This window comes from Vibrio sp. SG41-7 (assembly GCF_014164465.1).
GTDB lineage: Bacteria > Pseudomonadota > Gammaproteobacteria > Enterobacterales > Vibrionaceae > Vibrio > Vibrio splendidus.
Genome location: NZ_JACJFF010000121.1, coordinates 1 through 15,032 on the forward strand (window position 1 = coordinate 1; position 15,032 = coordinate 15,032).

At 43.6% G+C, this 15,032-nt stretch carries 10 protein-coding genes; all 10 read right to left on the bottom strand.

Features of this window, described 5'->3' with window-relative positions; translation table 11 throughout:
- Window positions 1-234: 234 nt before the first annotated feature.
- A complete protein-coding gene (gene traN, locus H5300_RS21635; RefSeq protein WP_182796874.1) occupies window positions 235-3,048 on the bottom strand; it encodes a conjugal transfer mating pair stabilization protein TraN in 2,814 nt (937 codons plus the stop codon).
- A 16-nt stretch (window positions 3,049-3,064) separates the two neighbouring features.
- On the bottom strand, window positions 3,065-4,069 hold the full coding sequence (locus tag H5300_RS21640; RefSeq protein ID WP_053309184.1) for a TraU family protein: 1,005 nt from the start codon (window positions 4,067-4,069) through the stop codon (window positions 3,065-3,067).
- Window positions 4,066-4,770, bottom strand: a complete 705-nt coding sequence (locus H5300_RS21645; protein WP_182796875.1) for an EAL domain-containing protein — start codon at window positions 4,768-4,770, stop codon at window positions 4,066-4,068. The genes H5300_RS21640 and H5300_RS21645 overlap by 4 nt, the downstream gene beginning before the upstream one ends.
- The gene (locus tag H5300_RS21650) at window positions 4,767-6,035 is read right to left on the bottom strand and encodes a TrbC family F-type conjugative pilus assembly protein (RefSeq protein ID WP_182796876.1); all 1,269 of its coding nucleotides are present in this window, start codon (window positions 6,033-6,035) and stop codon (window positions 4,767-4,769) included. Before H5300_RS21650 ends, H5300_RS21645 begins: the two co-directional genes overlap by 4 nt.
- Complete coding sequence (locus H5300_RS21655; protein ID WP_182796877.1) at window positions 5,998-6,513, bottom strand: S26 family signal peptidase; 516 nt, start codon at window positions 6,511-6,513, stop codon at window positions 5,998-6,000. Before H5300_RS21655 ends, H5300_RS21650 begins: the two co-directional genes overlap by 38 nt.
- Window positions 6,510-6,830, bottom strand: coding sequence for a hypothetical protein (locus tag H5300_RS21660; RefSeq protein ID WP_182796878.1), 321 nt, complete (start codon window positions 6,828-6,830; stop codon window positions 6,510-6,512). Before H5300_RS21660 ends, H5300_RS21655 begins: the two co-directional genes overlap by 4 nt.
- A gap of 16 nt (window positions 6,831-6,846) precedes the next feature.
- Entirely contained in the window at window positions 6,847-9,297 is a 2,451-nt protein-coding gene (gene traC / locus H5300_RS21665) for a type IV secretion system protein TraC (protein WP_182796879.1), read from the bottom strand.
- On the bottom strand, window positions 9,294-9,998 hold the full coding sequence (locus H5300_RS21670) for a DsbC family protein (RefSeq protein WP_014386716.1): 705 nt from the start codon (window positions 9,996-9,998) through the stop codon (window positions 9,294-9,296). The genes traC and H5300_RS21670 overlap by 4 nt, the downstream gene beginning before the upstream one ends.
- Before the next feature lie 155 nt (window positions 9,999-10,153).
- Window positions 10,154-11,680 carry a hypothetical protein gene (locus H5300_RS21675; protein WP_182796880.1) on the bottom strand — a complete coding sequence of 509 codons (1,527 nt, stop codon included), beginning with the start codon at window positions 11,678-11,680 and terminating at the stop codon, window positions 10,154-10,156.
- A gap of 50 nt (window positions 11,681-11,730) precedes the next feature.
- Window positions 11,731-14,826: an Ig-like domain-containing protein gene (locus H5300_RS21680; protein WP_182796881.1), complete on the bottom strand. Its 3,096-nt coding sequence runs from the start codon at window positions 14,824-14,826 to the stop codon at window positions 11,731-11,733.
- Window positions 14,827-15,032: the final 206 nt, after the last annotated feature.

Sequence of the window (15,032 nt, forward strand, 5' to 3'; positions counted from 1 at the left end):
AAGCTCAAATCAGGTCAATTTAGGCATTTCGCAGGATGCGTGTATCTGAAATAGCGAAAACAGCGTGAAAGTGTGCTTTAAACACCCATGTTTAGATTGTAGAGCAGAAGTTAGAGTAGTCAGCGACTCATTCTGACGTGAGTTATGCCGCGATCATTCCGGTAAGGAATCATTCAGATTCCTTACCTTAAAGGCGCTCCGAAATGGAACGCCTTTGTTTTTTTAGATTATCTTTTAGTTACTAGGAGCTCCCTTATCGAGTAGTAAAGAGTCTCCCGCATCTTTTCTTACAGCATCTAAGTCAACACCTTTTAACCGCTCCTGAGCTCTGTCTGCTGCATTTAAACGAGTACCGTCAGTGTTAAACACACTGCCAGCACCAGTTAAGCTATCAAGATCAATCGCCGATGACTCTGGAAACTTACCATTAGCCTGTAATAATCCCAGCCACTCATCAAGGTTTACTTGCTCCCAGTCAATCTCTGCTAAACGGTTTAAAGGAATGCCGTCACATTGAGGAGCTTTAGCAGATCCCCAGCTTAGACCAAGCTGGGGCCTAATTTGTTGCTGGATTATTTTAGACAAAGGAGAACTGAAACAACAATATGTTTGGCGTTTCTCTATACATGCCCCAAGTACCTTTGTTTTACAGTAAGAGCCAACTTGGTGGCAGCTGTTCAATGCACGTTTTGCGTTAAGCTCAAATTCTTCTTCTTCACACTTCCATACTATCTGAATAATCATCATTGCAACTACGTAAGCGGTATATGCGGCCATAATGCCGCTGAGTATACTCGCAGCTTGCTGTCCGACCATTTGCTCCATCATCCCTTCTGACGCTCCAGCAGGAACACCAGCACTTCCCGTGGCAGAAGCGTTACCAATAGCTTTGCCCGTAATTTTGGCTATTTCATCCTTTAACGCTTGTATAGCCTCTTTGGCTAAGTCAGTTATTGGCTTTGTGAAGTTATCAATAGCACCCGTAATATTTTCCATGTACGAGGTAAAGGGCTTCGTGATTTCAGTCCAACCACTGATAGCAGGGTCTCGTATGGCTTGGTAAGCACCTTTGATAGCACTTCCGCTATCAAGGGCCATAATAGCACCATCAAGTTTTGGCACGGACATCATAAGAGTAAGGTAATCCCCCATAGATAAGCCGCTAGGCTTTTCACAGCAATCCTGCGCCCCACCAACAGCGATTTTACACTCTCCTTCTTCACCACTAAAAGCTTTACAGTATGTATTGTTTTCTCCAGTGATATCTTCGCAACTCATATCCTGCGTCATAAACTGAGCAGCATTCAACAAAGCAGAAGCTCTTGCAAAATCAGTGCTCTGTGTTTTGTTTATATCAAGACAATCATCGCCCATACACTTAATCGGTCCACCGCAAGAATACTCTGTTTCTTTGTCAAAGCTGGGCACATCAACGTCATAACCGCAATCATACTTCTCTTCATGCACATAACAATTGCCCTGAGAACCTGTGGCTCCATCTACACACTGTGAGCTAATGAAACCACATTGGGGGTTGTCTTCATACTTTTTACATTGGTCAACATCTTGGTTATTTTCCAAGCACTGCTCGTTACCATCTTTATCAATCCAGCAAGTTCCTTGCCCCTGATTAAAAGAACATTCTAGTTGTGAAACGTCTACACTCGCTGCTAACTTGGGAACATTAGGTAATGGCGGCTCTCCAAGCAAATTGTAAACAGGATCTCCCTTACAAACTTGGAATCCAGAAAGCATTACACATGTATTATCGTTTGCTGGTGATGCTGTATAAGATCCCGAACAGAACTCCTCTAAAGACGCAATACCATCTTCAATACAACTTTGGGGCTTCCATCTATCGGAAACAACAGTAAGATTTTGCGCAAACTTCAAAAGAAGAGGTCCTGAGAAATAGTCTGCTAATGGAGTACCAATACTTTTCACATCCCCGTTGTTATGGAAAGAAAATAACTCCACTTGTTTGGAGGCTAAAGCTGAAATCGCGGCTGACTTATTACCGCCCGTATCATCATTACCCACCAGCACAAGAACTTTTCTGATATCTCCTCCTCGCCACTGATAATGATTCGCTGCCCATGCAATTGCATCAAATGGGTATGTAGGAGCTCCCGCCGTGCTGACGCCATCTAACCATGATTTAAAAGTGTTAAAATCAGGAGTCAGTTCCACTCGATTAAACGTATAATCACTATGTCTATAAACAGCCCCACCCAACCGTAAATCACCACTTCCATCTTGCGTTAACAGTTGTGCAAAAGCTCCCACGTTATTTCTGAGATCGTGGATAACTCCCCCCATAGAGCCAGAGTTATCAATTAGAAATACGATATCAGCAGGCTCTGCCGCTATTTCAATAGTATGCGTAATTTTACAGTTGCCCGTGGGCTTATACAGACGATCACATGTGTAATAGTCGGGCACATGTGACTTAATTGTTTTATCTTTTATTACCGTTTCAGCCGAACAATCTCCGAACCCTTGAGCAATCAAATCAATATCGTCGTAAGTAGACTTACTTAAATTCATTATGGGGTCATTTTTAAAATCTGGCTTAGACTGGTTTGAGGCATCAAGTAGCACTTTATATGCGGAACCAGAGATTGTCGGGGTTTCACTATTAGCATCATTCCAAAGTGATGTTTTAGCATTACCACCAATGGTATCCATTGCATCATTTGAGTTATATACCCCTTCAAGCGCACTTACCTTTGGGTTGCCGTCAGGAAAGTAATAACTTGATGGGTCATTGTTAGAACTACTAGTGCCAGGGAAGAGGTCATTAACATTAATTGTTCCCCCTCCACTTTGAAATTGACCATTTTGGATCGTTGGAAAGGATATGTTACCGTTTGATACCCCACCTTGATTACTTTTGAATGATGCTGATAACTCATTTGCAAATATCTGTGCATCTCGACCAACATTTGCTGCTTCATTCCCATTCGCATAAGCATGAATCGGTAGAAATGGGACGGTTACTATCAGTAACGATGCTACAGATTTCATTATTGCAGAACAGTTTCTCATCTACTTTAACCTCCCTTTACCAGTTACAACAATCATTCCAACGCCATATCGTATATATGGGGTCTTGACCAATTGCTGGTATCGTCTTGCTTAGCCCCCATGTTAATGTGGATTCGCCAATGACATGGGACGAGTCTGTTTCGGGCACAGGATGTAAAAGAGTAAACTTGTACTGTGTTTTAGGCAGCGTTGGGCTGATAACTCCTTGGCACATAGCCTCGCTTCCCATTGTTTTCCATGCTAGGCCGCGTCTATGAAGCGCTGTTAACACTCTGGTAGCTAATAAACTACTATCTTTAATCACCCCCTTGCCGCCATTCTGGTTTCCTGACAATGGATAAATAGAACCCCAACTCCCAGCACACCAAAATAACTGTTTCAACGGTTTGCCAATACTCGCAGCGGCTGCGTCAGCAGTACATGCGGCGGCAGCTATTGGATTCGCTACGGCAGCTGCCTCCGGGTTAGTAAAAAAAGCCAGCTCATCTGAGTTCCATGTTGGGTCCAGCTCAGACATATACATAATATCGAGATCTGAAAATCCATCCGCGTTACAGCTTTTTTTAACAAATAGCTCAAGCATTGTCATAAGTGGAAATGCGTAGTAATGGTAGTGCATAAATGACCCATCACCACCATCCATAGAACCTTCACCATGATGGCCTTGGAAAGTGCGGTCAAATGGAAATCTAGTACCATTAAGAACAGAAGAGCACCCAGGAACTCGTTGAAATTCGACTAATCGAGCTGGCTCCCACATAGATGTAGTCACCCCTGGACGTGGAACACCGTTGTTATCTTGACAAGCGCATAAAGGACTACCAACCGCATCGTTAGGAGCTACGCCACCACCGCTAATATTGGCTCCCGCGACTCTAAGTGGAAATATGCATGACCAACAGATGTCAGTAAAAAGCTTGGGACCAATAACTTCTGCATTCTGGCATCCTGGATCAGCTTTAGCAGCGCCCGCCAAGGTAAATAGGGTCACTATTAAAATTGTTTTCAATATTTTATTCATGACATAGCTCCAACTTTGATTGGCTCAGATACTTGTGCTTGTTTTAATGATGAGTTCACTTCAAGATCGAACGTGATGGGTTTTCCATGCAAAAAACCTTGCTGCCACTCTAATCCAAGAAGTTTTGCTACTTCTGATTGAGCGACACTTTCAACTCGTTCTGCAATCGGTGTTATGTTGTTAAGACGACAATACTGAACCGCCGCGTTACCTGCCAAACCCTTCAATTGCCCTATTTCAACTTTGCAGAACTGCCAAGAGTAAGATGTTAGGCGACTAACTGATGAGTGATCTTCTCCAAAGTCATCCATAGCTAAAGCAACATTAAACTGACTAAGTAAGGGCCATGCGTTATCCAACTGTTCTGGTGTTACCTTTTCCGTGATTTCAATAACGACTTGGAAGGGGGCTTTATCTGTCATCTCTTTCAACAATTTGAACCACTTCATTCGTATGTCTGAAAAGCTCAATGTCTGTGGCGATACGTTAATAAAAATACTGGGGTAAAGCCTTTCGATAACATGGACAAGGTGAATCAGAGATTTCATTATCTCTAAATCCACCATCCCCCAGTTAATCGGTGTTTTGTGGTCTGCTGGGCCATAGACTTGACCTTGATGGTGCCATCGAGAAAGCACTTCCGCTCCAACAGTATTTCTACCATTTGAGGTAATCGTCTGGAATGCAGGGATCAGGTTCATTCCACAGCCTCCTTAACATCAAATTCCCTTACCAAGAAGTTATTCCCTTGAGCCGTAATCACTGATGGTGTGTACTCGACTTGGAAGCGATTAACTACATCCGGCGTAAGCAGATAAACAGGAGCGTCAACTGTGTCCGTAACATGTTTATATGAATCCCAACCACTATCGCGCTCAAACTGAGTAGCAATATATGTGATTCTTTGCACCCCACGCTCTTGCTGCACTTTAGGGACAAGTTCTGCCAACAATTGCATTTGCTTTTTATCTAAAGGGTCAAAAATGATAACGGCCTGAGTAAACTGACGAGTGCCCGGCTTACACTCTTCACCGTGAGCGCAAAGTGGATTTATAACCTCACCTTTACGAGCAAACACAACTCCCTCAGCGGTACTTATGTCCTTCGATAGGTATATGCTTGGGTCAAGCAATCGCTCTCGATATCGTGGTGCCCGTGGTCTTTCGTTGAACTGCTGGTTATGCCAAAACCGCTTTACTGCCTGATCTTTCTTTTCTGCCCAGTCAATACCCGCTAGTTGAGCTTTAGCTCTCTCAATAAAGTCTTGCTCCGCAATTTCAACTGCTGGACCTCGAACTCCGAAGTCGCCAGACTCACCAGCATCCACCTCTTTTCTTATCCACTCCAGCGTCGATAAACCTGTAACTTTTGCGAGTTCCTTGGGATCGCGTCCAAGCTCAGTCTCTTCTTCAAGCACGACTATCGTTGGTACTGACGTGACATTATGTTTTTGGAACAAAACAGAGTTGATAACGACATTCGGCACTGGGTCCATTTGCTCTGCTAATTTCTGAACAGCTTTTATGCCATCACCAATGCTCATACCATCAGGAATTCCACGGAAAACTACTACCACATCATCTTCACCTGATGCAGTATCAAGGACATCTTTAAGCTCTTCTTTTCCCAGTGAGTAAGATGCAAAAATAAGAGTGGAGTGCCCCGTATAGACACTTTTTTCGGCCTGCCTCTCCGCCATTGCTTTCAGAGTGGGGTCTGATTCTTGTAATTGCTGGAAAAACTGACGCGCCTCTACCTGAGCTTGATCTAAATTTGAATTCTTCGCCCAATCAGGAAGTTCTTCCAATTGGCGAGCTTTCTCTGCTAACTCTCTTCCCTGCTCGATGATAGCCATATCATCACTAGTTAGAGGACTGTTACTAGCAAAAACAGAACTTGAAATGAACGCAGCAACTAATACGGACAATTTAGAAAAGCGGATATGCGCGGCCAATGATTTGCTCATCTTTTACAGCTCCCCAATAGCGTGAATCAAAACTCGATATACTTTCCCCGAGAAACCAGTAACGTTTATCTGGAAGAACACCTTTCCCGAAGAAATAACTTGCAGGAACATTCAACTTATTAGCCAGTTGTAGCCCTACTTGTTTAACTTCTCCGTTCACTACAACTTCCCAGTCTTTATTTACTTCAACAGTATCGCCTGGCATTCCAGAAAGGATTTTCAACATTCTTGTTCCATCATCATAAAGTGGCTCCATCCCCTTTGCGGAAAAGGCGTAAATAGCATCTCTGTGGAGTTCTTTATCTTTTAGATCGATAAGGTAGACGGAATGGTTAGGTAAACACCGTTCCAATTGCGGGTCATAACCGATCCGGTAACGTCCCGCAAAGGACGTCCCTACAAACCAAAGAAGAGCAAGTACAATTGCTGCCTTTAAAGCAAATCGCTTCCAAGATTCTTTTCTGACAATGAGCTTCATTCCAGTATTATCTCCGAAGGTAAATACACATCCTCTGGAGCACCTAAAGTAGCGGCACCATCAATAATCAAGTACCCAGATTCTTTGAGTTTGAAGATTGCGTTGTTTGTTTTAATCATCAATTGTTCGATCTCAGCTTCATCGGCTCCGGATGGGTATGAGCTCGCAATCTTCGTAAAATCTACAACAACCACTGGTGGCGTTAACGCTAATCTGTCATGAAGCGCAGAGGTCTCTTTGACCATGAAGTAATAAGAACCACCGAATCCACCAGCTGCACCTAACAACGCCGCAAATAAAATTGATTTAAAGTTCATCATCCTTTCCTTCTAGTTATGCGGCCATGCCACGTTGATGCATTACTTGACGTATTGCATCAGTGATATTTAATCCCTGATCTACATACTTATTGATATCTCGGATGTCATCTGGGTCTGTTGAATAAAGCAGTTTTTGGAAATCACCCACGACCAAACGGCCAACACCAATGCCAGCTTTTGATTTAATGAATATTTCTGAATAAGCACCTAGAATGGTGTGAACGGTTTTTAGAGTATGGAAACCACCGTCGGAAAGAGACAGACGACCACTGCGTTTTACGGATTCAACTGATTCTTCTGTCTGACCAAGTAGATACATAGATGCAGAGTTCTCAGCAATAGCGCGACCCACAGGGTTTTCATACAGGTCGTTGATCGACTGAGTACAAATACCGATACTTCCACCGTACTTCCTTGCCTTACGGTATTGATGTTCCATAAATGTACTAACTTCACCTTCTTTGAGCAGATCCCATGCTTCATCAATGATGACGACTTTCTTACGGTTACGTTCACCGAGGAACATTTCCTGCTGAATCTGATAAATCATTTGCAGCAAAACAACCTGACGTAAATGTTTGCGGCCTTGAAGCTCATCAAGCTCTAGGACAGTAAAACGATTTTGGAAGTTAACGTTGTTCGAGCCAGAGAAGTAGCTACCGTAACTACCCTTTGATGTAAATGCATAGAGCTGTTGACCAACATCCTTAATCCGCTGTTCGTCTGACTCTCGGCATCGCTCTGCAATATGGTCCACTGTCATTTCACGACCTTTTTCATCCCAAAGTTCGTTCATGATCTGCTTTAGACCCGCAAGCTGGAACTCATCAAGCAAGCCTTTCTCTGATGCCATTGCTTTGACAATAGAGACAACACCATCCTCTTCTTCTTTCCAGTTTGTGATCAGTTCAAATGGGTTCAAACAAATGTTGGAGCCTTCGGCGAAATGCACAAAGTCTCCTTTCAGAAGTTCGCACAGATCTTTGTATGACTTACCAGCGTCTATAACCCAAACTTGAGCCCCCTCAGACAAGTAACTGAATATCAATTCGTTGGTAAGGAAACTTTTACCAGACCCTGATTCCGCTGCGACCACTAGATTTTTGTTAGTATCGCTATCATGCAAAGACAAACTCATCAGTTGCCCGTTACGAGAAACTAATGCCGAGTGGAAGGTGCCCGTACCTTTCCACTCACCAAATACCGGTAATAAAACTGATGCCTGTTCAGTGGTCATGGTTTTATAACGGAACAAATCTTTTACGGCTTTTCGGTCAGTACAGAATGGTAGGCAATTGATAAACATTGGTAACGAGATAAATTTGTCTTCCATCATCTCGAAGCGGTTCTCGCGCCAGATATTACGCGCCGCTGTTGCTGCTGCTTGAGCACGTTCAGCTGTAGGAGCAAAAAGCACCAATGAGTAACTTACACGGACAGGTTTTGAGCCTTCTTTTAATGACTCATACAAAACATCAAAGTCATTCTTCTTGTCAGCAAGTACTGGAACAAATTTCAGCATAGGCCCGTATGCTTGGTTTACTGTAAACTGACGTTTTCTTTCAAGTGCATTCTTGGTGTTTTCAACCTCAGGGAAAAACAGGTTTGTAACGACCATGTAGTTTTCACGAATAGCTGAGTTGCCCCCACTAAGATCCCCAACAAAGGTTATTGCATCACCGAAATAGAAAGAGTCAGGCATTTTCTTCGCAGACATAACCTTAACGTGATAATCGCCTAAACGTAGACCGCTCTTATCAACTTCCAAGTCTGTGCCGTAATCAAAAATTTGCTCACAAATGGGCTTGTCGGTTTCCCAATCGCAACCATCTGTTCGCCATGATGCCTCAGGCCCCCAATTGAGCATGGTATTCATTGTTCTAATGTAACCGACAGCAGTTAGGGGGACAGGGTGAACACCAATCGTTCTTAGTGACGACTCAACTTTAGTCCGTAGGTTTGCCAGTGAGTCTAGTTCTTCCTGAGACGGCTCATTGGCATGTTTGATGGGCACTTTTACGGTGACGAATAGTTTTAGGTCGTGGATTAGACCAAGATCAAATGTTCCTTTTCTACATTTTGCAACCATTCTTTCGGTCGTATGTTTTTGCAGGAACTCCATTCGCTGCTCGATTGAAGAGGTCAACAAATCATCTCTGTAACCATCACGTAACCCCATCATTCGATACATTTCATGGTTTAAGTCAGGAGATCGAAACAAGATAAACTGCATGGTGGTTTTGGCCGGGTATTCCTGGTTCATAAAACCATTAACACGCTCTTGAATCTTTTCGTCAGCCCCGCACAGAGGATGGCAGTAGAAACCAAAGCCAATGCTTTTGTCATCCATCAAGAAGGTATAATCATCTTCTGAGTACGCAAGCACGGGTACAATCCCAGCCGCTCTTAAATGCTCTGGGATAAGCTTTTCTTGGAGCTTTTTTCTTATCGTAATAATGTTCATTTATCACTCTCCAGCCATGTTTTCAGGTCCATATTCTGCGGTCGGCCAGCATTAACTCGCCCATCAGGTGCAATCAAATAAGGTACACCTCGAATATTTAGTAACTGTGCGGTAAGCAGAGTGAGATCATGACGTTTACTGCTGCATGATGTTGGGTATGAGCCAAGCTTTCTTTGGCTAAGCGCTTCAAACGCTTTATCTTGGTCAGTTATGCAAGACAGAGCACGAGCTAAACGGTTTGACTTATCACCAAGAATAGGTATCACGACAAACTTAAACGTGTATTCGTCTTTGAGAGCTTTCGCCTCTTCCATTAGCTGGTGGCAGGCACCACACTGAGGGTCAACAAAGACCACTACTTCTTTTGGGCCAGTCCCAAGCTTTGCCACATTCATCGCATCTATATCGACATTCATGTCACGTAGCCTAAATCGGTCAGCGACATCGCGCATTTCTGTCAACGTACTGAGAGGCTTCTTTTGCCAGAGATCGTAGATTTGTCCTGAAATAACAAAGCGTCCATTCTCTGACAAAAACACGATTTGACCGTCACTTTCTACTGCATTGATGCCATAAATTGGCAACTCAACCATTCCAGTAATCTTTGCCTCTGCTTTCTGCACATCAGCAGCAGTAAAATCTTTCGCTGTTGCTACAGTACTAAGCAGCATGAGCACTGGTGCTATTGCTTGTTTCAACATACCTATCCTTTAACCGTCAGTTACTTTTTCATCAGTTGGCAGTTTATTCGGGATATGGATACAAGCCTGCATCTGTAGTTGCCCTGTTTGGTCAATTAGAGCGGAGAGACAAAAAAGCCCGGCGAGTGCCGGGCTTGGTTTAGATAGTCATAATTTTATTGAAGAGTCACAGGATCACTGCGACCACCAGCATCATCTATACCAGTCAAAGTAACTTCTGGCATTGCATCATAGCTGCGTTTGCTGATCGTCAATCTTCGTGATGAAGAGGCAACAGATTCACCATTAAGCGTCCATTCAAATCCTTTCACGCGACCATCGACATCATCACATGAGGCATAAACAAGCCATGCGAATGTGCTTTCTCTATGCTCGATAGAACAAACCGGAGCTTGGTTTTCGATAACTTTTATCTTCAACTCTTTCTCCACTTCTTTGCCCATATCAGACTTAATCCGGAAGTTAATTGTGTGCTCTCCTGCTTCAAGCGTCATTCGTCCATAACGGCCAGTGTCCTCAAGAGACTTTCCATTAACGGTGTACTGCATCACATTAATTCGGTCTCTTGGGTGTCCACCTTCAATATATGGACGAACAAGAACATCCAGAGGCTCACGATCCAACTTATTCGAGCCTGAGTATTCTAACTCTACCTTATAGCTTTCAGCTTGACCTATCGTTATCGCTAACTGAGCTTCTGCTTCGTTACCACGAGCATCGCGCACAATGACCTTAACAAGGTGCCCGCCCGGCTCTGTGATTTCAAAAGAGCGAGACGTGTCTCGTTGATCTTTAAGCTTTGCACCTTCCGGTAAGATCCATTCGTAGGTAGGCTCTTCAAGCTTGCCTCGGAATCCAACAGGACGAACAGAAGCGCTAACAATAACTGGTGCTACATCTGCATTTGCTCTGTAGCTGAGTGCAAACTCAGGCCAGACATATTGCCATACGCGAGCTTTGTATACCGTTTCCGATGTAGAAGACCCTTTGTAACCGTCGATCCATGCTGTGTATTTGATTTCAACACGAGCTTGATCCAAGTCTGCTTGATTTGGAACGTACTCAGCAGTGTTGCCTTCAATAATGGTTCCATCAGGAAGCGTGAAGAAACCCTTAACTTCGGCATCCAAATCTCGATAAGGCAGTCGAGTATCTGCGGTTAGTTTGTAAGTAAAGTCTTTCTCTACTAAACGAGGTCCATCAATACGAATACGCGGAGCTTTAACAGCTTTAAACTCTACGGTTTTCTTGGCCTGGCTATACGCATACGCATCATCTTCTGGAGCCATCGTCGAACGTACACGAGCAATTAACTTAACTCGTTGTGGTTCTTCTCTGGTTAGCGTGATACGTGGAGCCGCAGTAGTGTAAGTCTTACCACCATCTTCTGACCACTCAATCACAGCTTTACTTGCATCAAATGCGTTCTCGCCATCCATAATGGTCGCTGAGTATTCAGAAGAACTACCCACCAAGAGCGTATCTGGTCCAGGAACATCAACTTCAAGCGCTTCATACGAAACAATTTCTACATTTTCAGTGTACTTTTCTAAGCCCGAGTTTACGTTTACAACTTTAGCTCGAACTAGATATTTACCAACACCAAAACTCTCTACGAAACTGTACTTTCTACGCTCATCTGTAGCATGTTCATTCCATATCTGGCCGTCGTCATTACTCACTTCCCAGAAGACATCTCCAACTGAACGATAATCAAGTCGATCGACAATACCTAACTTAAAAGCGGCATTGAAAGGAGCTGCACCTGATAACGACGAGTTGTAACCTCACCATCAATTTTGTTACCACGAAGAACCGTAGCAAAAATTGGGCTTGGAGATGCCTCGATACGTTCATATCCTTCAACTGGGCTAACAAGCTTCGCTTCTGCGGTAAATCGAATGTAGCTTGAGTCTACTTTCGACATTTCAACTGCTATTTCAGCTGAACCGTTTTCTGCATCCACCCATTCTGACATTGGTTCAATCTCTCCTGGAGAGATCTGACGAGACAGACGAACCTTCCACTGCCCCATAGTTGCTTCATCATATTCGTCGTTCCCACGGTACAAATCGCGGATATCGACTTTTACGTTCAGCGTTTGGATATCGAGAACAGTATTACCATCCATTGACAGCATTGGACGAATACCTTTGCTTGGCATTGCAATCAGTCGATATTCTTTAGTGCTCTTAATTTCAGGTACTTTTTCATATGAAGAGTCAACTTTGTAGGTTACTTCTTCCCACAGTTTGCGGTCATCTGTTCGAATACGACGATTCACCTTCATCGCTGTACCCATACCGGATGAATGCACTTCTGACTCAAGTGTTTCATTGTTCCTAGATATAGAAACCCTCAAGTCTGATGGCTTCGCATTCACTTGGACATCACCGAAATAATCACCAGTCATAGGAACGATGTAGATGTTGTCCTTGAAGTGATAATCGGTCATCAGATCAACTTGGGGAACCGCTGGGTCAACAACCTCGATGTCAAAGGTCTCATCCGCTAACGCAACACGAGCTCCACTACGAGAGAAAATGCTAACGCGCCAACTTAAAGGAACCGTTGCTTTTTCTGCCAATGAACCAATTAGTGTGGGTGTGTCGTATCGAGTATCTTGTAGCAGCCCTTCTGGAACTTCTTTCCACTCAAATAAGCAGCTTCTGTGCGCCGCTTCGGATACACGTCCACTCTCATCTTGCTTGGCTTTTTCAGCATCCATCGTCAGGATACAGCTTGGACCTGAGGTTTGTCGTAACTGAACATTTAAGTTCTGGATAACACGGTCTACTTGAGCAATATCTGACTCTGGTAAGTAAGTTACTGAACCCAAAGCAGAGACCACATTTAGCTTTCTGTTACCGCCGCCGATTTTTACCTTATCTTCGCCGTTAAACAGATATACACCATAAGTGACATCCTGTTCACCGATCTGCAATGCTTGACCAGATATACCAGCAACTCGATTACTGTTTACCACTTCGGCTTCATCTGGAATCTGCTCCCACTCAACAAAACATACAGGGTCTTTGATAGGATCTGATGATTGAGCTTCTTGCAGGTTCGTCGAATAGCGACATGGTACACCTGAGTCGGCAGAGACTTGGACATTGAAGTTGTCGATGACTTGTCGAACTTCCCAGGTATTGGCCGTTAAGCTTTCACTCGCTTTCCATGTTTTGATATTGGCTACCAAAACTGGTGAGTTAGGCGCTGTAGTCATAACCAAAAGGCTTGCAGTGCCTGCATCTGCACCATCAACAGCTCGAACTGGAATACTTAATCGTCCTCCAGTAGAAGCAAAGCTATGATTTTTCATAATGTCAGCAGTTTGGCCTGGTTCAACTCGAATACCGTTTACCACCAAAGGAATTTGAGCATCACTTCGCAATGTCACCATTACGTCGTATGAGCCAGTTACGACCGAACCATCACTTAACGTTAGAGGTTCAGTTTCGATGATGTTCTTACCGTCTGCATAGGTAAACTCATACGGAACTGCCGGAATAGCCATATTGCCGTTAAATCCGCCTGAAAGCGTAATTTCACGAGGTTTATACTCGAACTCAACTTCTTGTTCTACCGTATTATCCTGACTGTCCTGAGCTCTCACCGTCAAAGCATAGCTTTCACCTTCCTGTAAGGACGGGAACATCACAGGGTATTCTAACCTAAATCGTCCTTTTGACTCTTCACGCCATGACAGTTGAACAGCTTCATCAGCGGGGCCGCCAATTAGCGAAATAGATTTTACTGTTGGGTTAGGATCTACAGCATCAGTAAGACTTACCACTATTTCATCAAGAGATTTTATCTGAGCTTGATGCTCTATGGACATACCTATTACTGGTGCCGATTGATCTATTTCCAACTGAAAGTCGGAACTATCATATCGCTGCTGGGTAACATTTCCGTACCTATCTTCAGCGCTTACAACAATACCTTCATAACTCCCCTCAGCAAGACTGCTAGCGCTAAATTCCAGATACCAATCATGTGTGGATGAGCGTTCAAATTTAGTTCTCGTCAACGGAACTTCTGTGCCATCAGTCTTAATAGCAACAGCTTTTGAATTACCAGAAATACTCCATTGGGTATAACCCCACCCATCGAATGAATCAGGCTCCTTTAAATGAGCAACGTAACTCTTGTCGCTATTTTTCGTGAATGATTCAATTGTTGGTGGATTCAGGTCATAACAAAATGTGCGTCCCAACCTAGTTGATGCTAATTCATCAACGCCTTCTGGTTTTGACCAGTAACCGGGCCATGTACAGTTCCTGCCACTAAATGAAAGCTCTATTGGAACTTCTATTTCTGTTTGATTAGGCTCTAGCCTAGTACCTGGCAACCACGTCCCCCAAACAACTTGAGGGTAAGGACGAGCTTCTACTGTCGCCTTCAATTTAGTAAATGAGTTTAGTGAACTTGTATTTAACCTACTGTCTCCACTAACCCACTGGCCGTCACTTCTAAGATACTTAACATCTCGCATCACAGGCGCTACTTTCACACTATCCGCTGGTTTAACGGAAATAGAATAACTACCACCAGAGTTCATTGCCCAGTCGTAAATCTTGAATGATTTACTTTTAGGGGAGTTGTTTACAAAGATGTCATTTTGAGTACTTTTGTATACATGAGTACTGTCTGATGCGACTACGGTTCCATTGATACAATTTCTATAGTCACACCATCCACCAGCATTCAGACCATATGGACTATCATTGTAGTGGTTAGTTCTTGGAATAGAGAAAAGTGCATGATAACTATCTGAATAAACAGTCATACCAGAGCTATAAGGCACATAGCCTTCTAACATCCTGCCATCTACCTGAAATGTTCCAGCTAAAGGATTATTCGGGTCATATATTGCAACAGGCAATGGGTTTTGCCCACTTTTCCACTGGGTTGCCATCTTTATCGAAATACAGACCTTCACCTTCAGGAACGGTCGTGAAGATAATCGCTTGTGCCACGTCGGCTGCCGAAGCGATAAGTTGTACGTTTTGCTCTTTCAGTTTTTCA

What these genes read in the sequence shown, in the direction of transcription:
- traN (WP_182796874.1), bottom strand. Translation starts at nt 3,048, where the DNA reads ATGAGAAACTGTTCTGCAATAATGAAATCTGTAGCATCGTTACTGATA.
- H5300_RS21640 (WP_053309184.1), bottom strand. Translation starts at nt 4,069, where the DNA reads ATGAATAAAATATTGAAAACAATTTTAATAGTGACCCTATTTACCTTG.
- H5300_RS21645 (WP_182796875.1), bottom strand. Translation starts at nt 4,770, where the DNA reads ATGAACCTGATCCCTGCATTCCAGACGATTACCTCAAATGGTAGAAAT.
- H5300_RS21650 (WP_182796876.1), bottom strand. Translation starts at nt 6,035, where the DNA reads ATGAGCAAATCATTGGCCGCGCATATCCGCTTTTCTAAATTGTCCGTA.
- H5300_RS21655 (WP_182796877.1), bottom strand. Translation starts at nt 6,513, where the DNA reads ATGAAGCTCATTGTCAGAAAAGAATCTTGGAAGCGATTTGCTTTAAAG.
- H5300_RS21660 (WP_182796878.1), bottom strand. Translation starts at nt 6,830, where the DNA reads ATGAACTTTAAATCAATTTTATTTGCGGCGTTGTTAGGTGCAGCTGGT.
- traC (WP_182796879.1), bottom strand. Translation starts at nt 9,297, where the DNA reads ATGAACATTATTACGATAAGAAAAAAGCTCCAAGAAAAGCTTATCCCA.
- H5300_RS21670 (WP_014386716.1), bottom strand. Translation starts at nt 9,998, where the DNA reads ATGTTGAAACAAGCAATAGCACCAGTGCTCATGCTGCTTAGTACTGTA.
- H5300_RS21680 (WP_182796881.1), bottom strand. Translation starts at nt 14,826, where the DNA reads ATGTTAGAAGGCTATGTGCCTTATAGCTCTGGTATGACTGTTTATTCA.